The organism is Paenibacillus sp. P32E (assembly GCF_001909085.1).
GTDB classification, from domain to species: domain Bacteria; phylum Bacillota; class Bacilli; order Paenibacillales; family Paenibacillaceae; genus Paenibacillus_AQ; species Paenibacillus_AQ helianthi.
Genome location: NZ_LVYY01000008.1, coordinates 39,224 through 57,774 on the forward strand (window position 1 = coordinate 39,224; position 18,551 = coordinate 57,774).

Consider the following 18,551-nt stretch of genomic DNA (forward strand, 5'->3'; position numbering starts at 1 on the left):
ACAACTATGGCGGTTAAGCATGAAACGGAGCTGTATGCTCCGTTGAAGAGTTTTTTTGAGAAGCAGGGGTATGCCATCAAAGGCGAGGTGCGGACCTGCGATCTGGTGGGCCTGCGGGAGGATGAGGAGCTGCCACTGATTGTGGAGATGAAAAAATCATTCAACCTCGCCCTGCTGCTGCAGGGGGTTGAACGACTCCGGCTCAGTCCCAACGTCTACCTCGCGGTAGAACGCGTGCGGGACAAAAAAGGCGCGGTGAACCAGCGCTGGGGCGAGCTTACCGGGCTATGCCGCCGCCTCGGCCTCGGGCTGATCACCGTGGTCTTCTACAAGACCAAGGCTCCGCTGGTCGAGGTGCTCGCGGAGCCGGGCGACGCGCCGCCGCAGGTCCGCAGCGGCGCACGCCGGCGCGAGCGGCTGCTCTATGAGTTCCGCGAGCGCAGCGGGGACTACAACACCGGCGGCAGCACGCGCGTCAAGCTCGTGACAGCCTACCGCGAGAAGGCGCTGCGCGTGGCCCTCGCGCTGCAGGCGGCCGAGGCCGAAGCCGCTCATGCGGCCGGCCTCGCCGGGGCAAGGCGCGCTGCGCGGAGCGGCGTGCCAGGGGTAGACCCGGCGGCTGCGCACAGCCGGGCGGAGGCACCGCTCGGCGTGACCCCCGCCGAGCTGCGCAAGAGAAGCGGCGTGCCGGGCGCCGCCGCGTTCCTGCAGAAGAACTACTACGGGTGGTTCTTCCGGGTGGGGCGCGGCCGCTACACGCTCACGGCCGCCGGAACCGCGGCATTGATCGAATATGCCGCGATCGCAGAGATCAGCGCGGGCAAGCTGTAAGTCTGCCCACTTTTGTAGGAAAATGCGTGCCTCAGGCACGCCAAAACAAAAAGGCGTCTAATCAGGATCGCCTTTTTGTTTTGGGCAGCGGAAGCGCTCTCCCGCTTTATTCTTTTGTCCAGGCTTACTGAATTTCCAGCTGCAGCGCACCTACATTCCCAGCCTGTACGCCACTCCTTTACGCACAGGCAGCAGGGAATTCACCTCATCCCAGGTGCCTATGGCAGTTCCATATCCCTCGACCATCTGCAAAAGCCGGTACAAGCAATGGCATCCCTATTCCCAGCTTTCCCCAATCAGCTCCGGGCCGTAAACTCGGTCACTGCCTCGCTCATCAGGTTCATGCCCAGCAGCAGCTCATCCCGTCCGGGATGGCTGAAGTTGAGACGGATATATCCGTGCCCCCCACTGACACTGCACAGCGGGCCGGGCAGAAAGGCCACGCCTTTAGCCAGCGAAGCCTTCAGGAGTGCCATCGCATCCAAGCCCTCCGGCAGCGTCACCCACAGGAACATGCCGCCAGCAGGCAGATCATAGCTGCTGCTCTTCCATGCAGGACGCTTGAGCAGCTCCGCCATCAGCTTCAGACGAGTGTTGTATTCGCGGTTCAACAGTGTAATATGCTCGCGCAGGTCAAAAGCGGTCACATCCAGCAGATGATGCAGCAGCCGCTGGTTCAGCGAGCTGGACTGCCAATCGGCCATTTGCTTCGCGGCAGCCATCATTCCGATCAGCTCACGGCTGCCTGCCGCCCAGCCCGTCCGCAGGGCAGGTGCAACGGTCTTGCTGAAGGAGCCAATGTAGAGCACATGGCCACCCTCACTGACATTCTCAAGCGCGTACAGCGACGGATACTTCACTGAAGGATGTTCGCTATACCTCTGAAAATGAAGATCACCATAAGAATCATCCTCAACGATTAGCAGGTTATGAGAGGTACACAACTCCAGCACTTCCTTGCGTCTAGCCAGGCTCCATAACATTCCGCTCGGATTCGTAAAGCTCGGCGTAGCGAACAGCATCTTAGGCCGATGCAGGCGGATTTGTGTCCGCAGATGCTCCGGCAGCAGCCCGTCCCGGTCACCACGGACTGGAATAATCACCGCACCCTGCATCCGCAATACCTGCAGAATTCCCGGAGATGTCGGGTTCTCCACCAGTACGCGGTCTCCCGGATCAATATAGACCCTGGACAACAGATCAATCGCTTGTTGGCTTCCCGTTGTCAGAAGAACTCCGCCTTCGGCAACACTCACACCCTTGGCCTTCAGCCAGTCTCCGGTTAACCATTCACGAAGCGGTGCATACCCTTCAGGATCGCCATATTGCAGCGCTCCAGCATCATCCGAGATCACTGTGGAAGCTGCTTCGGCCAGCAGAGACAATGGAAACAATTCTTCGGCCGGCAGTTCTTCGGCCAGTGAAATCAACGTACCCCTGCGTGTCTCTGTACGAATGCTCAGCAGTGGTGATGAGTTCAATGTATGTGCGCGGGCAGAAAACTCATATTTCATATGCTCCCCCCTTCTCCCTGGTACCAAGAATATTCCTTCCGGGCCTGCAATATGTCGTCATGCTTGGGTTATGCGTACATTTGCTTGTTTTGTCTGGAGAAAAGAGCGAACTTCTCAATCGCCTGTGCTCTTGTAGAGACCTCCAGCTTCACATATATTTTCCTCAAATAATTATCAATCGAACGGCGGCTGACTTCAATTTCAAGAGCAATTTTATCGTATGTAATTCCCTGAACAATCCGTTCCATGATGAACGTCTCCGTCTGGGTCAGCTGTAGCAGCCCATCCAGACCCCGGGATGTTGTCATCGGCCGAAGCCCTTTCTCCACCCAGTTCAGCGGAATGGAGAGAAATCCTTCACGCAGCCCGCCTATCATTTGCAGCAGTTGCCTTGGAGAAGCCCCCTTGGATAACACGCCGCTGGCACCCAGCTCCATGAGCGGCTGGAACAGGTCGCTGTCCTCTTCCTCCGTCATGATAATGAAATGGGTGCCTTTCGAGCTCTGCTTCATCTCTACCAGCGCACCCTCGACCTTGCCCTCCGGCATTTCATAATCGGTCAGCACCAAATCCGGCTGCTGTTGTTGTACTGTGTAGACTGCCTCGTTCCATGTGGAGAACATGCCCACAACCTCAATCTCTTGTTCTTCCTCCAAAATTAATTTTGTTCCCAGCATACTTGTGGGATGACACCCCACGATGACCACCCGCCACACCTTCATCATTAATGCCCAGTCCTCCTGCTAACTATATATATTTACCCAGAAAGGGAAGCGCCATAGCGTTTCCTGTCGGTACGTAAGCAAGGCTACCTGATGTCTTATCAATATTCCCTTCTTTTCCCTTGAATACGCCCCTCATAACTTCCAATCTATAGAAATTGTATCGCAGTAGTTTAATAGAGTGCAATTACTTTTTCATGTTTTCATAAGCCTTTTCACTTTTGCGAAAATAGTAAAAGTCTGATAGAATGAGAACTTGAAAAAAATTTGCCTGAGGTGATCACATGCAACCGCTAGCGGAATCGACGCCGATACACTCGCGCTCTACTGCAGCGAGAAGCCGATCTTCCGTAAAATGGTTTTTACTGTTCTGGATTTTGATGATCGGACTGGGATTTTACGCCGTGTACAGCTACACCAACCATCTTAAGGAACAAGTGCTGAGCGAACTCGGCACCCAAAGCCAGCAACAGCTTACCGTTTTGAAGACCGATTACGAGTCGCGAATTGACGTTATATCCCAGCAAGTAAAGGATTTGCAGAACACTGTGCAGACCTTTAACGAACTTCTTACCTTCACCAAAGATAATGCCAACAACAAAACAGATAACAGCAACAAGCTGTACACCCAGTTGAACGAGGTGCGCAAACAGCTGGCTGCACTGCAAAAAGAAATGGATCTGTTGAAATGATGACACCGGTTAAACGAGTTAACCGTTTTTTCATGCTTCTGACCGCGCCATTTTTCGGCTTGCTCCTCTGTTTATGGTGGTATCAGCCACCTCTTGAACTGAACCTGGGTACAGGAAAGTTCACTGCGGAACCCGGACCCGTCAAGGAAACGGCCGCGCTGCTGACTGATTTAACCGCCGCTCAAGCATCGGCCTCAACTACCATACATTCCATCGGTGCCAGTGCGAAGCTGTATAATCAGACTACAAATGCCATGAATGCGCTGGTTCACATGGCCAAGTCCCAAACCCCGCGGCCGGAACAGATCTACAACCGCCGGATTACCTCCAGGCTGGGGATTCCTGCCGATGTCGTGCAAAGCAACCGGATTACGATTGAACTCTACCGGCTGAACCCCGGCAACTATACAGCCTACGCTTTAAAAGTAAAACTTAAAGACCCTACCGCCATGAAAATGAGTCTGGCCGGTGACGGCAAAGGTGCAGCAGAAACGACAATGCAGGCCGTGAACCGCTATGGTGCGACTGCCGGCATCAACGCCGGAGGCTTTGCTGACCAGGACGGCAAGCGCTACCCGCTCTCCACAACGGTCGTCGGCGGTCAGTACTTATACGGCTTCGAATCCAGCTATAAGGATCTCAGCTTTGTGGGTCTGAACGCATCCGGCCAGCTGATCGGCGGCCAATTCTATAGCAGGACCCAGCTGGACCAATTGCGTCCGGTCTTCGGCGCCACTTTTGTCCCGGTCCTGCTGAAGAACAGCAACAAGATGCCCATTCCATCCAAATGGCAGTTGTCTCCCAAACGTGCCCCCCGCACGGTTATTGGCAAGTATAAGGATGACCAGATGCTGATCATGGTAGCTGACGGCTATAATGAAAATGGCAACTCCGGAGCGACTCTGGCGGAGCTTCAGAACAAGCTATGGAGCATGGGCGTCATTGATGCCTACAATCTGGATGGCGGCGGATCCTCCTCGTTGATTTTCAATGGACGGGTCATTAACCGGCCGTCGGATGGAAACCTGCGCAAGGTTCCTACTAACTTCCTCTTCTTTAGATAAATATTATGTAATGTCAATGAGGCAGATCACATTTACGTTTATTTTTGGAAGACTGGGGGTTATAATTAGGAAAACGAATACAGTCACTCACGGAGGTGCACGCATGTCGTTTTCTCTGACTTTCTGGATTATCACCCTTGTGTTCCTGTTGTTTCTTGCCGGTATCCTTACTGCTTCGTACAACGATGACAAGACCAATGGCCTGTAAAAAAAAGCGCCGCACAAATGTGCGGCGCTTTTTTTGGGGGAACAATCCCTTCTATCCCTTAGGGACGGTCAGGGTCCTTGGTCAGTACAGCAGTCGCCGCTTGGCTGCAGCCCACTTTTGAAGCAACGTCTGGAGTGGGTGTTCCCGCAAGAGGCGCAATTTGATGCCTTTTCTATGTACATGTTGCCTCTTGCACATTCTACTGAAATGTCCGTTCTGATCTAGGCGTGTCTTGGCAATTGGGTCATTTCCGTCAGGCAATCAGCACAAATATAACGATCCTTATATTCGCTTACGCCTTCCATCGATCCGCAAAAGACACATTTGGGACGGTAACGCTCCAGAATGATATGGTCGCCTTGCACCAGGATTTCTACAGGATCACCTTCATTCATTTGATACCTTTTACGCAGGGACTTAGGCAGAACAATTCTACCCAGCTGATCTACTTTTCGAACTACGCCAGCAGGTTTCATATCTAACTTACACTCTCCTGTTCAACTAAAAATTAGTAGCTACTACTTATTTCGGCACTATTCAACTATTTCGTTATCAAAATGTCGAATCCTGCTGAAAAAATTAAAAAATCATGTTTTCTTTTAGAACAGTTGCGGAAAATCCATCTGCCGCAGTGCTTCATAGACAATAATTGCCGCTGAATTCGATAAGTTCAACGATCTTACCGCTTCACTCATCGGCATACGCATGACGGTTTCCTTGCCAGCTTCCAGAATCTCCGGAGACAAGCCTTTGGTTTCCTTGCCGAATACAAAAAAATCCCCATCCCGGAACGTGAAATCGCTGTAGCGCTTGTCCGCCTTCGTTGTGGCATAAAAGAAACGACCATCTGCATACTTTTCCAGCACTTCCGCAAAGGAGTCATGATATTCGATGTGCACCGCATGCCAATAATCCAGGCCGGCACGCTTTAACGTGGCATCGTCTGTACGGAAGCCGAGCGGACGCACCAGATGAAGGTGGGTGCCTGTAGCTGCACAGGTACGGGCGATATTGCCGGTGTTGGCCGGGATCTCCGGCTCCACCAGCACAATGTGTAATGCCATAAGGTATGAACTTCCTCTCTGCAGGCTCAACGGCCTATTGGTGTGTGTAGGAGGCATGGCGGCCGGGTAATGGGACTATTTCAAAGCAGAAAACCTTCCGCCTGTTGGCGGAAGGCCGCAAAATTTGCATTCATTAACCTTGAGTTTGCCGGAAATGCTTCATGAAATCGGATAGCGCCTTTACGCTCTCGTAAGGAACTGCGTTGTATATGGAAGCGCGTAAGCCCCCAACACTGCGGTGTCCCTTCAGCCCAACAAAACCTTCCTGCTCGGCTGCTTTGACAAATTGCTTCTCCAGCTCTTCTGACTGCATCCGGAAGGTAACGTTCATAATGGAACGGCTGCCTGCTTCTGCAACTCCACGGTAGAAACCGTCGCTGCCATCGATATGGTCATACAGCAGGCCTGCTTTATCGCGGTTCTTGACTTCAATGCCGGCCAGCCCGCCTTGCTCCTCAATCCATTTTAACACTTCGTTAACCATATATACAGAGAATGATGGTGGTGTATTGTACAAAGAGTTGTTCTTCGAGTGTGTATCATAACGCAGGATCGTTGGAATGTTCGAAGGAGACTTGGCAATCAGCTCTTCCTTAACAATCACTACGGTTACACCGGAAGGTCCAAGATTTTTCTGCGCACCGGCATAGATCAGCCCGAATTGATTCACGTCAAAGGAACGGCTGAGAATGTCACTGGACATATCCGCGATCAGTGGAATGGAACCGGCATCCGGATACTCCGCATACTGCGTACCTTCAATCGTCTCATTCGACGTAATGTGCAGATAAGCTGCATTGTCTGCTGCCTTGATGCTGCTCAGCTCTGGAATGGCCAGGAACTTCTTGTCTTCGGAAGAAGCGGCGACATGTGCGCCCCCAACAAGCTTCGCTTCCTTGAAAGCCTTCTCCGCCCAGCTTCCTGTCATAACATAGCTGCCTACCTGACCTTCAGAGATAAAGTTCATCGGGATCATGGCGAACTGTGTGCTTGCTCCACCTTGAATGAACAGAACCTTGTAGCCTTTAGGATTGCCGAGGAGCGAAAGCAGACGTTCCTGCGCTTCATTATGCACGGATTCGTATATTGCCCCGCGGTGCGACATCTCCATAATGGACATTCCGCTTTCCCGGAAATCAACAAACTCCGCTTGTGCGCGTTCAAGTACTGTAAGCGGCAGTGCCGCCGGACCTGCGTTAAAATTGTATGCTCTCTTGTTCAAAATTGCTCCCCACCCTTTCTCTCCTATGAATATGGATATCGCTATGATAGCAATAATCTCACACACCATCAAGTATAATTATTCACATAGGAGGGAAGATCGCATGCATTAGAAGTTGAAAAATTGGAAGCTGCGGCTCCAATGCTTGCTGTGACGCGGTAAAATACTGATGTCCGCAAAAACCTCGGGAGAAATTACATGTTTTTCACCCCACAGCGCCATCCGCTCAGCTGTGAAATCTCCACTCTCCTTCACAGCGACCCCACCCGGGGAATACCGCAGTTCCCAGAAGCAGTCGGCCTCCCCTTGCTCCTGGCCTGCCAGCTTGCAGTAGAATGAACGGTCAGGCTCTGCCCTCCAGCTGAGGGTATTGCCCGATACCGCCAGCAGCTCTGCCGTATACGACGATTCCGGATCTTCCACTCTCAGTCCGGCCGGGATTCTAAGCTCGTAGTCCGGTCCGACATTTGCACCGTTAATCCCCACAAAGTTATGGATATACTCTTCGGTATGCAGAGGTTTGTCTCCCTTGTTCTCCAGCGTGTAGTGAATGTTCAGCCGGTCTTGTTGCAGCAGAATAGTCTTGCTCAAAAGCATGCTGTACCCCCTGCACTCCATAGGCTGAACGGTATATGTAACAGACACCGCGCTCCGTTCCTCTTTGACCTCAAAAGGAATCAGAGGATAGCTCCCGAAAAAATCGTATGGCGCATCGCTTACCTTCTGCAGCAGCCCAACTCCGAGCTTCGGAAACCACTCGCCAACCGCTGCTTCCTCATAACCAATTGCCCGGGAAATGCCGAACTCATTACAGAAGCCCATACCGCCGCTTCCTTGACCTGGAACCAGGCTCTCCGGTACGCCAAAGGTATGCTGCCCCTGCAGTAAAGTCACTCCTGTAATAAATCCGGTCCAATCGAAGCGAGTACCGCTATACTCTCCGACATCGGCAATATCCACCTTTAGAATGCCATTTGTGAGGCTGTAAGCCATCTGTGAACCCTTCCTTTCCACAACTGCTATTCTCTTCTTAACACATTCTAATTAACCATAACTTTCATCAAGAATACAGCTTATTTTGGTTATGTATCTCGCCAAGGTCTGTGTATTCAAGTGGAAACGGCTACGCCGTCCGTATAAGGGAGGCATCCGTTTCAACGAGAAAGAGTAGGATAATTTATATCGTGAAACATATAATTACTTATCTTTCAGGAAAAAAGCGCCTGCCGCCGGATATCCGGGCAACCTGGCGCTTCTTCTATTTATCCTGCTAGACTAGTTCCACCCGCAGGAGGTGAATCTCTCCTTCCGGCAAGGCCGTCAGCAGGCTGCGGGGAATGACGACACCCTCTGACACGCGCTGAAGCGTCACCTCAGCGCCGTTGAGCATAACCGAATGTATTTGGTACTCTCCGTAATCTGCGCGGTTTGAGGACACATAGACGACCTCCAGCACACGTTCCGCGAATATTGTCTTGATCGACGCCTGGTCTTCCTTATCGAACTGCTCTTTCATCAGCTTGGGCTGAAGAAGCAGATCACCCAGTTTGCCTTTGACGCCGAACACCTCGGTCACCATAGTCAGCAGCATCCAGCTTGCGGAGCCGGTCAAATACGTGTACATCCCTCTGCCCTGTTCATTAATGTACTCGGGAATGCCGGGGTACATCCGGCTGAGTTCGAAATTAGCACTCAGGCTGTACAGTGAATCCAGCACCTTGCGTCCTTCTTTAACATAGCCGCGCTTATAAAGTGCGTTCCCGTACATCACTGTCATATGGCTGAACATAGCTCCGTTCTCTTTGTGCCCAAAAGCAAACCCGAATGCACGGCCCAAATTCTGCTGAATGCCGCCAAAGTTCGAATTCAGCCGGTACCCGATTTTCTCATCATACAGATTGCGCTCCACAGCTGCAATGATCTGCGGAATCTGCTCAGGTGAGGCCGCATGACCGAGGAGCGGGAACACCTGCCCCGTCAGTGTCATTCGGACATTGCTTTCGAATTCTCCCTCGACACGTTCGCTGTCATTATTATAATAACCATTGAACCAGCCGTCTCCTTGTCCGCTCTGTATCCACTCGCTCCGGCGCAGATGTTCGAATATCCACTCTGCTTTATGAGCCAGATCATCCGCCACCTTTTCCACAGCAAGCTCTGCACGTCTGCCGCTCACCTTGTTGGGTGCAGCAGCATAGTACCGGTCGAGGAGCGCAAGCTTGGCAGATACGGACTCATAATCCACCGCTTCATGCAATGAATCCAACAGCAGCGTTATTTCTTCTGCCAACTCCAGCATTTCAAGCCCTTTATACTCTTTCAGCGTGCGCAGCAAACGGGAGAGATCCAGCAGATTACTGGCGTAGAAGGAAGTGAAGGTGACACTCTCACCACGCTGTGCCGCCATATCAAGCCCGTCATTCCAGTCAGCGCCTTCCAACAGAATATTGTTGTGTTCGCCCACGTTGAAGAACGGAACCAGATTCTGTAGCAGAATATGCTCCAGGATCGTCCCCGAATATTGCTCTCCGTTCATGGTTTGAAGCGTACTGCCAGCGGACACATCCCAGGAAGCATCGCGCTCCCTGCAGCGGGCCATGAACGAATCACGGAAATAGCTCTGCTGCTCAAACAGGAAGTCCAGATCTCCGCTCTGATCCAGATACAGCATGGTTGTTAGGAACGGCCAAGCCCCGTGGTCCATCCACACGCGCGGAATATTGTTTCGGTCGGCAATGAACTCACCCGGCTGCTGGCCGATAATCGTTGCATTGCTGCCGTCAATTCTCACACCGGCATAGTTATTCAGCAGCAGACTGCGGACATCTGCCGGTTCCATGATCAGCAGCGCCAGACAATCTTGCCAGAGATCACGCCAACCACGTCCACCCCGCCCATAATCATGATACGGTAAAAAAGAATTGCCATAAAGTCTGCGCAGCACCGGCTGCAGTGTGACCCATTTCATCCACTGGTCCGCAGCCGGGTCGCTGGTATGGAACTCCACCGTATTCACCTTATCCGCCCAGAACGATTTATTTTCCTGAAGTCTATTATCAAAAGCATCGATGGAGCCGTATTTCTCCATCAACGCCGAAATATCGATTCTATCATTGCCAATGGCCAGCAAAACCACATAAGAAATACTCTGGCCTGGCTGTAAAGCTACCGTGGCAAACCGCAGCCCTCCAAGCGCTTCGTAGCCTTCCTTATGCACACCTCCACCTGCTCCGACTTGCGGTTCCAGATTCATTACCACCGCTTCCGGCCAATCCAAACTCCCGCCTTCACCGATGAATTCCTCCTGTACCGGGAAGAATCCAACGGGCTGCCCTCCGCCTTCTACGGCCCCAAACACCCCATAAGAGGTGTGATTGACCCGGTGCCCACGCTCATCGAAAGAAAGAGCCGGTTGTACTTCAACGCCATGCGCTGAGGTATAAATCCGGTTCAGCAGTGAAGTGACATGTCGATGGTCGCGCAGATCGTCCGCTGAACGCGCATACAATGGAACCGCCGCTGTCGGCGTTATCATGGTTTCCTCTGCCGAGGAATTAGTGAGCACAACCTTCATAAGCTCCACTTTATCGTTACCCGCCGGTACATAACTGGTGATTACTGCCCTGATCCCTAACTCCCGGCTCTCACGGGTCACGCGGTGCCACAGCAATCCGGCTTCCAATACGGCATTGTCAGCTTCATCACCATACATCTTGGCATTTTGCCGGGCGGAATTCCCTGCTGCTGACCAGGCGCCTTTACCTTCCACATAGACCCAGAAATTGCGGGAAGCTCGTGAGTTATGCAGGTCCTCCACCGACAAGGGGGGTGTCAGAAAGGTATTATGGCCCGAAGTGACCTGACCGTGAAGCTTAGGGCTGACGGAAGACATCATGCCCCCCTCATTCACCAGAGGAAAATATAAAAAGCTGCTGCGGTCTGGCTGCTTCAGACTGAAATCCCCATTATTCCCGTTAAAAATCCATCCCGTTCCCTTTTGATTCATTGAATTCATCCTTTCTACCGCTCATATTACAGAAACCGGTTTCGATTTTTATTATTACACCGTAGGATTTCTTTGTAAAGTTATTTCTACGGCATCAATTATTTCTATAAAGCCCCTTACAACACAGGTATACTCCATATCACGTGTGTAGTCCAGATAAGCGAAACCATTTTCGTAAATAGTCATCTACTGAATGAAAAAGGCTATTTCCCGAGTAAGTAATTAGTAAAATTTTCATTAATCACATGTAAACCGTTTCTATGTAAGCGTAACCCAAATTATTAGATGAAAGTTATGGACTTTCACGGGTGGATTTTACGAAAAATCCCGAAAACAGAAACTAATCTTCTGTTCCAGCGCCTTTGATCATGTAACTGCCCAAGCTAACTCCCCTCTTCTCTACAGAGAGATTGAAAACGTATCGGATTCACACATTCCTCGAAGCCCCCGGTGTGATTCCAGAAGCCGCTGACGCCCTCGCTACGGCCTCAAAGCCTTTGCTTCATAATTGCACCACTGCGCCGCTGTAAAGCCAATAGAGAGTCGCTCAGCGCCTTCATGTTCATACTGCAGCTCCAATTCCCCACATCTTTGGTTTGCCCACTACTGGCATCTCTTCTTATGAAGAACAAACTCACCCTAACGGGTGAATCCAGCATCTCATTGCCGCAGGTAAAGGCATTGCTCCTAAATCAAGTGTATTCCTAACTCACATTCTGCCCGCTAGCCCGCTGGCCGTTCACGGCGAGATCAGAGGTATTTCTACCTCTCATTCTGCCCGCTGGCCCGTTCACGGCGGGATCAGAGGTATTTCTACCTCTCATTCTGCCCGCTGGCCCGTTCACGGCGAGATCAGAGGTATTTCTACCTCCCATTCTGCCCGCTGGCCCGTTTATGGCGAGATTTTCCTGTACATCAAAAAGCCCCCGGTTTCCCGGAGGCTTCTTGATTTACTATATAGTTATGCGATCTTATACATCAAAGTACAGGGAGTATTCATGCGGATGAACACGGATAGCAACCTCTTGTGCTTCTCCACGTTTCAGAGCGATATAGTTGTCGATAAAGTCTTTAGTGAATACGCCGCCTTCAGTCAGGAATTCGTAGTCAGCTTCCAAAGCGTCAAGCGCTTCGTTCAGGCTGCCTGGAACGCTGCGGATCTTCTCTTTGTCGGCATCAGACAATTCGTAGATGTTCTTGTCCAGTGGACCGTAGCCCATTTCTTCAGGGTTGATCTTCTTCTTGATTCCGTCCAGACCCGCCATCAGCATAGCCGAGAAAGCCAGGTAAGGGTTAGCAGTGGAGTCAGGTGTACGGAATTCAATACGACAGCCCTTAGGTGTTACAGCAGCTACCGGGATACGGACAGCAGCGGAGCGGTTACCTTTGGAGTAAACCAGGTTAACCGGTGCTTCATAACCAGGAACCAGACGTTTGAACGAGTTGGTGCTTGGGTTAGTCAGTGCGATCAGTGCCGGAGCATGATACAGGATACCACCGATGTAGTGGAGCGCCATTTCACTCAGGTTCGCGTATGCGCCTTTTTCGTAGAACAAAGGCTCGCTGCCGTTGAAGATGGATTGATGAACGTGCATGCCGCTACCGTTGTCGCCGAACAGTGGTTTAGGCATGAAAGTTGCTACTTTGCCATATTGGCGTGCAGTGTTTTGAACAATATATTTGTAAGTCAGGAGATTGTCAGCTGTTTTCTTCAGGGTGTCAAAACGGAAGTTGATTTCCGCTTGGCCTGCAGTTGCCACTTCATGGTGATGGCGTTCGATTTCAAGGCCTGCTTCAGCGAGCAAACGGCACATTTCACTGCGGATATCCTGTTGGGAATCCACTGGAGCTACTGGCACGTAACCGCCTTTAACGCCTACTTTGAATGCCATGTTGCCGCCTTCGTCTTTGCGGTTGGTGTTCCATGCTGCTTCTTCAGAATCTACGAAGAAAGAAGCGCTGTTCATTCCGCTTTCGTAGCGTACATCGTCAAAGATAAAGAATTCGGATTCAGGTGCGAAGAAAGCCGCTGTACCCACACCGCATGTTTGCAGGAACTCTTCTGCTTTTACCGCGATACCGCGCGGGTCGCGTTCATAACGTTCGCCATCAGGTGTGAAAATGTCACACATAATATTCAGCGTTGGGTGAGCTGTAAAAGGATCGATATATATAGTACTTGGATCAGGCATCATAACCATGTCCGATTCTTCGATACCGCGGAACCCTTTGATGGAAGAACCGTCAAATGCTACACCATTTACAAATGTCTCTTCTTCCACAGCGGATGCAGGCAATGAGATATGGTGAGCACGTCCACCTAAATCTACAAACCGAAAATCCACCCACTCGATATTGTTTTCCTTGATCGTCTGCAACACTTTTTCAACCGACATGAATTAATTCCTCCCCAAGTTCCGAACATTAGGCCGCTCACAGTATCAAATGTTCTTGTTTTTATTTTTTTGCTGTCGTCATTATAAATCTCAAACCTAACATCGTCAATGCTTATGTCAGGTATTTCTGACGACAATGTAAGATATTCTGACGCTTTGGTGAAAAATGCATACCCAGTCGAATCACATGTTACATTCACTCCGCCATACGCAAAAACAGCCCTCTCACCCGCCCGGAAGCGGGATGGAGGACTGGTGAAAATCCTTAGAAGGCTCTGTTATTAAAGGACCGGAGCCGCCTCCAGCGAACTTGAGAACTTGCGTCCGACAAGCGGTGCCAGCTTCTCCAAGTCTCTCAGCAGCTTGTCGAACTGCTCAGGGAACAGAGACTGTACACCATCTCCTGTCATCGAGTTATCCGGATCGGTATGCATCTCAATAATCAGCCCGTTGGCTCCCGCAGCCACCGATGCCTTGGCCATTGGTTCAACCAGTTCACGCCGTCCTGTGCCATGACTCGGATCGGAAATAACCGGAAGATGACTCAGGTTCTGGAGTACAGGAATCGCTGACAGATCAAGAGTATTCCGTGTGTACGTTTCGAATGTACGGATACCGCGCTCGCAGAGCATGACATCGCGGTTGCCGCCAGCCAGAATGTATTCAGCCGCATTCAACAATTCATCGTAAGTCGCACTAAATCCGCGCTTTAGCAGCACAGGGCGTCCGCAGGTTCCCAGCTTGCGCAGCAAGTCAAAGTTCTGCATATTGCGTGTGCCTACCTGCAGAATATCCGCATGCTCCGCACAAATATCAACATACTCCGGTGTCATCACCTCAGTGATGGTCAGCAGGCCGTGGCGTTTGCCGGCTTCCGCCATCATCGTAAGACCTTCCACACCTACACCTTGGAAGCTGTAAGGACCCGTCCGTGGTTTAAAGGCTCCACCGCGCAGCACCTGACCGCCCGATGCCTTGACCAGACGGGCAATCTCGTCGATCTGTTCCGGGGATTCCACAGCGCAGGGTCCGCCCATGATCACCAGATTCTCACCGCCGATTTTTACACCGCGGATATCAATAATTGTATCCTCCGGATGGAAATCACGGCTGGCCAGTTTGTAGGATTTGGAGATCTTCACCACGTTCTCGACGCCTTTCATCTGACGCAGATGTTCTGCGAGCTTCGGTGTCACTCCGCCCACCAGGCCAATAACGGTATGATCCGCTCCGCGTGAGAGATGAACCTGAAGGCCTTCCTTTTCAATTACGGCGATAATCTCGTTGACCTGCTCCTGTGGTGTTTGATTCGATGTAATGACGATCATATTATAGCTCCCCTTTTGGATGAATATTCTTAAATCGGCTCGAAAGATAAATCACATACTATTTCGCTACGACGCGTGTACGCTTTTAAGCACTAAAGTAATATTAACTCATTCCGCTGTATTAGTCAATCTGTAATCAGCCATATCTACAGGACTGTGTCCATATTATGGCTGGTTTCCACTAATCCCCTAAAGTAAATTAAGGGTACACAGGAAAATCCATCCACAACAAAGAGCACACAGCTCCCGGAAACCGAAAGTTGCGTGCCCTCTAAAAAATGTATAAGTTCATTTGGCTACTGGATCAGGTCGTGCTTGCACTCTTATTCTTCACTGGCGGCAGGAGCTTTGCCATGTTCACAGTACGCTTAATTTCCCAGGTATCGGGAAGCGCTGGATCATACTGCTCCAGGTAACTGATCACTTCCTTAGTGATCGGCGTGGGTGTAGACGCACCTGAAGTAACACCTACCTTGGTGATCCCCTTTAGCCACTCGGTCTTCAGCTCAGACAAATCGGAAATCCGGTGCGCAGGCACCCCGGCAATCTCCTCCGACACTTGGGCCAGACGGTTGGAGTTGTTGCTGCGCGGATCGCCGACTACGATCACGAGCTCGCATTGTCCAGCCTGCTCCGCCACCGCTTCCTGGCGCACCTGAGTTGCCATGCAGATCTCATTATGCACCTCTGCCCCGGGGAAGGTCTCCAGCAGCTTTTTCATGATATGCTTGATATCCCATTGGCTCATGGTGGTCTGATTCGTAATCACGATACGCGAAGAAGGGATAGACAAGCTGGAAATCTCTTCTTCCTTCTCGATCAGATGGACATGTCCAGGCGCAATCCCGACAGCCCCCTCCGGTTCCGGGTGGCCTTTCTTGCCGATATAGATAATTTCATAACCCTCGTCTACCTTCTCCTTGATGAGATCATGGGTTTTCGTTACATCCGGGCACGTGGCGTCGACCGTGGTCAGTCCTTTGGCACGGGCCAGGCGGCGGACTTCCGGGGATACGCCATGAGCGGTGAAAATCACCGTCCCGCTGTCGACTTTATCCAAAATATCCAGCCGGTTATGTCCGTCCAGCGTGATAATTCCATCGTCCTCAAACGAATGGGTGACATGGCTGTTGTGCACAATCATGCCAAGTATATAAATCGGCCGGGGCAAATCAAGATTTTGCGCGGCCTGCCGTGCCATGACCATGGCATCGACGACGCCATAGCAATAGCCCCGGGGAGAAATTTTGATGACTTCCATGAATTCACCGGCTTTCTGCTGTCGTTGACTGCTTGTAATAGAACCGGTCTAATTATACCCTATTCCAGCGGCGGAGCAAAGAGAAGCGGCAGCCAGATAACAAAAGTCGTACCTTCTCCCTGGCGCGTAACCACCTCAACCGAACCCCCGTGCTCATCAATAATCCATTTGGCGATTGACAAGCCGAGTCCGATTCCTTCCGTGATTCCCCGCGATTCATCCGCGCGATAGAAACGGTCGAAGATATGGGGAACTTCATCCTTATCCATTCCGATCCCTGTATCGGCAATACGGATTCCCACCTGATTCTGATAAAAAACAGCGTCCAGTGTAACCTCTCCCTCAGGAGTGTATTTGAAGGCATTATCAATAAAAATAAACATCATTTGCTGCAAATAATCCTTGTTGCCTACGATATATTTGCCATTCAGCTGACTTAGATCCCCAACGGACCAGTCGGCTTGCCGCTGCAGGAATGAAGCCCTGCGGGCCACCTCAGTCATCATCGGCTCCAGCGCTACCGGCTCAATGTCGAAGGTCCGTCCGGTATCGGCCCGGGCCAGCGAGAGCATATCCGCCACGAGCCGGCTCATGCGTTTGGATTCGTCCGCGATATCTTTCACGGATTCAATGGACAGCTGGCGAATCTCGGCTTCCGTCATCCGGCTCTCCTCAGGGTTCATCTCCCATATCTTTTGCAGCAGATCGATATTCCCTCGTATCGTTGTCAGCGGTGTCCGCAGCTCATGCGAAGCATCAGACACAAAGCGGCGCTGAGTCGCATAAGAATCCTCCAGCTCTGTATAAAAGCCTTCCATCCGCCCTAGCATGCTGTTGACGGTCTGGATCAGCCGTCCAATCTCATCCTGTGGTCCATCGTAAACAATCCGCGAGCTGAGGTCAGTTCCCGTCTGAATCCCGTTGGCTGCTTCAATGACATTGCCGATCGGACTCATCGCTTTACGCGCGAGGAAGAGGCCAAACGTGAAGGCTGCAATCAGGGTGGCGAAGGAGCCGACAAGAAGGATATTCTGCAAATTCTGCATTAGATGGTCCTGTTCACCCGTGTATGCCGCCACCTGAAGCACAGCAGGAAGCGCCCCTCCGGTTGAGGTAGTAACATCAATCGACATCTGATAGATAAGAAAAGGGTTGCCCTCGTAATTTGCACGTATAAACCCCTGTTGATTCTTAACGACATCCTGCTCGGGAATTTTGAACTGAAGACCGAGGTTTTCCATATTGATACTTGGAATCAATGTCTTCTCACTATAGACGTAAATCTGGGCATACAAACTTTGTGCCTGAATTCCCACAAGGTTAAGTTTCACTGTACCATCAATGTTCCAAGACGGCTTCAATTGAACTTGATTCGACTGTTCTTTCAGCCGCTCCTTCAAATCACCATACGTATTAAAATAGACAAATCCGTAAATTGCGGCTGATAAGGCCAGCAGCATAACGGCCAGAATTCCTGAATACCAGGCAGTCAGCCGCAATCGTATCGACATATTAGTCACCTCTTAGGATGTAACCGGCTCCCCGGATCGTCTGAATCAGTCTTTTGCCGCCGTGCTCCTCGGTTTTCTGGCGAAGCATGGCAATATATACTTCAAGCACATTGGATTCCCCGCTGTAGTCGTAGCCCCAGATTTTATCCATGATCAGATCGCGGGACAGCACCCGCTTCGGATTCTGCATGAACAGATGCAGCAGCTCGAACTCCTTCGCTGTCAGTTCCAGACGTTTACCCCCGCGGGTTACCTCACGTGAATCTACATCCAGCGTAATGTCCTCGTAGGATACTGCCTGGTCTGTGTTTCCCCCCTGCTCGCTTTTACGGCGCAACAATGCGCGTACACGGGCAAGCAGCTCCTCCAGCGCAAACGGCTTCACCAGATAATCATCCGCTCCCAGATCCAACCCCTTTACCCTATGCTCAATTTCGTCTTTAGCTGTGAGCATGAGTACCGGAACCGTACTGCCACCCTCCCGCAAACGCCGGCAGACCTCGAAGCCATCCACCTGAGGCATCATAACATCCAGCACAACCACATCCGGATCACTGTTCAAAACAGCGCGCAAGCCATCGGCTCCGTTTGTGGCCGTCTTCACATCATACCCTTCAAAGGCAAGTCCCCGGCGCAGCATGGAAATAATCTTTTCATCGTCATCAATAATTAAAATGTTCGGTCGCATCCAAACAGCCCCCATTGTCCAAATCGTCTATCTCTATTGTAACA

At 51.2% G+C, this 18,551-nt stretch carries 16 protein-coding genes; 3 read left to right on the forward strand and 13 right to left on the reverse strand.

Annotated elements, in window-relative coordinates:
- The first annotated feature begins 6 nt into the window (after window positions 1-6).
- Window positions 7-831 (forward strand): DUF2161 family putative PD-(D/E)XK-type phosphodiesterase, encoded by an 825-nt coding sequence (locus A3848_RS08960; RefSeq protein ID WP_074084619.1) that lies wholly within the window; start codon window positions 7-9, stop codon window positions 829-831.
- Between the two features lie 296 nt (window positions 832-1,127).
- On the opposite strand, the gene A3848_RS08965 is transcribed toward A3848_RS08960, so the two are convergent.
- Both A3848_RS08965 and A3848_RS08970 read right to left on the reverse strand, forming a co-directional pair.
- A complete protein-coding gene (locus A3848_RS08965) occupies window positions 1,128-2,345 on the reverse strand; it encodes an aminotransferase-like domain-containing protein (RefSeq protein ID WP_074084620.1) in 1,218 nt (405 codons plus the stop codon).
- A 68-nt stretch (window positions 2,346-2,413) separates the two neighbouring features.
- A complete protein-coding gene (locus A3848_RS08970; protein ID WP_074084621.1) occupies window positions 2,414-3,070 on the reverse strand; it encodes a response regulator transcription factor in 657 nt (218 codons plus the stop codon).
- A 281-nt stretch (window positions 3,071-3,351) separates the two neighbouring features.
- Between A3848_RS08970 and A3848_RS08975 the strand changes: the two genes are divergently transcribed.
- Window positions 3,352-3,759, forward strand: coding sequence for a hypothetical protein (locus A3848_RS08975; protein ID WP_074084622.1), 408 nt, complete (start codon window positions 3,352-3,354; stop codon window positions 3,757-3,759).
- Window positions 3,756-4,823: a phosphodiester glycosidase family protein gene (locus A3848_RS08980; protein WP_074084623.1), complete on the forward strand. Its 1,068-nt coding sequence runs from the start codon at window positions 3,756-3,758 to the stop codon at window positions 4,821-4,823. Before A3848_RS08975 ends, A3848_RS08980 begins: the two co-directional genes overlap by 4 nt.
- A gap of 429 nt (window positions 4,824-5,252) precedes the next feature.
- On the opposite strand, the gene A3848_RS08985 is transcribed toward A3848_RS08980, so the two are convergent.
- The 11 genes from A3848_RS08985 to A3848_RS09030 form a co-directional block, all read right to left on the reverse strand.
- Window positions 5,253-5,507, reverse strand: a complete 255-nt coding sequence (locus A3848_RS08985) for an AbrB/MazE/SpoVT family DNA-binding domain-containing protein (protein ID WP_025706451.1) — start codon at window positions 5,505-5,507, stop codon at window positions 5,253-5,255.
- 123 nt (window positions 5,508-5,630) lie between these two features.
- A complete protein-coding gene (gene trmL, locus A3848_RS08990) occupies window positions 5,631-6,095 on the reverse strand; it encodes a tRNA (uridine(34)/cytosine(34)/5-carboxymethylaminomethyluridine(34)-2'-O)-methyltransferase TrmL (protein WP_074084624.1) in 465 nt (154 codons plus the stop codon).
- A gap of 133 nt (window positions 6,096-6,228) precedes the next feature.
- Window positions 6,229-7,320, reverse strand: coding sequence for a 3-phosphoserine/phosphohydroxythreonine transaminase (gene serC / locus A3848_RS08995; protein WP_074084733.1), 1,092 nt, complete (start codon window positions 7,318-7,320; stop codon window positions 6,229-6,231).
- Between the two features lie 105 nt (window positions 7,321-7,425).
- Window positions 7,426-8,310, reverse strand: coding sequence for a hypothetical protein (locus A3848_RS09000; RefSeq protein WP_074084625.1), 885 nt, complete (start codon window positions 8,308-8,310; stop codon window positions 7,426-7,428).
- Between the two features lie 277 nt (window positions 8,311-8,587).
- Entirely contained in the window at window positions 8,588-11,323 is a 2,736-nt protein-coding gene (locus tag A3848_RS09005; RefSeq protein WP_074084626.1) for a GH36-type glycosyl hydrolase domain-containing protein, read from the reverse strand.
- Between the two features lie 704 nt (window positions 11,324-12,027).
- Window positions 12,028-12,198 carry a hypothetical protein gene (locus tag A3848_RS32210; RefSeq protein ID WP_178381947.1) on the reverse strand — a complete coding sequence of 57 codons (171 nt, stop codon included), beginning with the start codon at window positions 12,196-12,198 and terminating at the stop codon, window positions 12,028-12,030.
- A 96-nt stretch (window positions 12,199-12,294) separates the two neighbouring features.
- A complete protein-coding gene (gene glnA, locus A3848_RS09010) occupies window positions 12,295-13,719 on the reverse strand; it encodes a type I glutamate--ammonia ligase (protein WP_074084627.1) in 1,425 nt (474 codons plus the stop codon).
- 281 nt (window positions 13,720-14,000) lie between these two features.
- Window positions 14,001-15,047 carry a 3-deoxy-7-phosphoheptulonate synthase gene (aroF, locus tag A3848_RS09015; RefSeq protein WP_074084628.1) on the reverse strand — a complete coding sequence of 349 codons (1,047 nt, stop codon included), beginning with the start codon at window positions 15,045-15,047 and terminating at the stop codon, window positions 14,001-14,003.
- Window positions 15,048-15,351: 304 nt separating this feature from the next.
- A complete protein-coding gene (locus tag A3848_RS09020; RefSeq protein ID WP_074084629.1) occupies window positions 15,352-16,308 on the reverse strand; it encodes a 4-hydroxy-3-methylbut-2-enyl diphosphate reductase in 957 nt (318 codons plus the stop codon).
- Between the two features lie 59 nt (window positions 16,309-16,367).
- Window positions 16,368-17,819, reverse strand: coding sequence for a sensor histidine kinase (locus tag A3848_RS09025; RefSeq protein ID WP_074084630.1), 1,452 nt, complete (start codon window positions 17,817-17,819; stop codon window positions 16,368-16,370).
- Between the two features lies 1 nt (window position 17,820).
- Complete coding sequence (locus tag A3848_RS09030) at window positions 17,821-18,507, reverse strand: response regulator transcription factor (RefSeq protein ID WP_074084631.1); 687 nt, start codon at window positions 18,505-18,507, stop codon at window positions 17,821-17,823.
- Window positions 18,508-18,551: the final 44 nt, after the last annotated feature.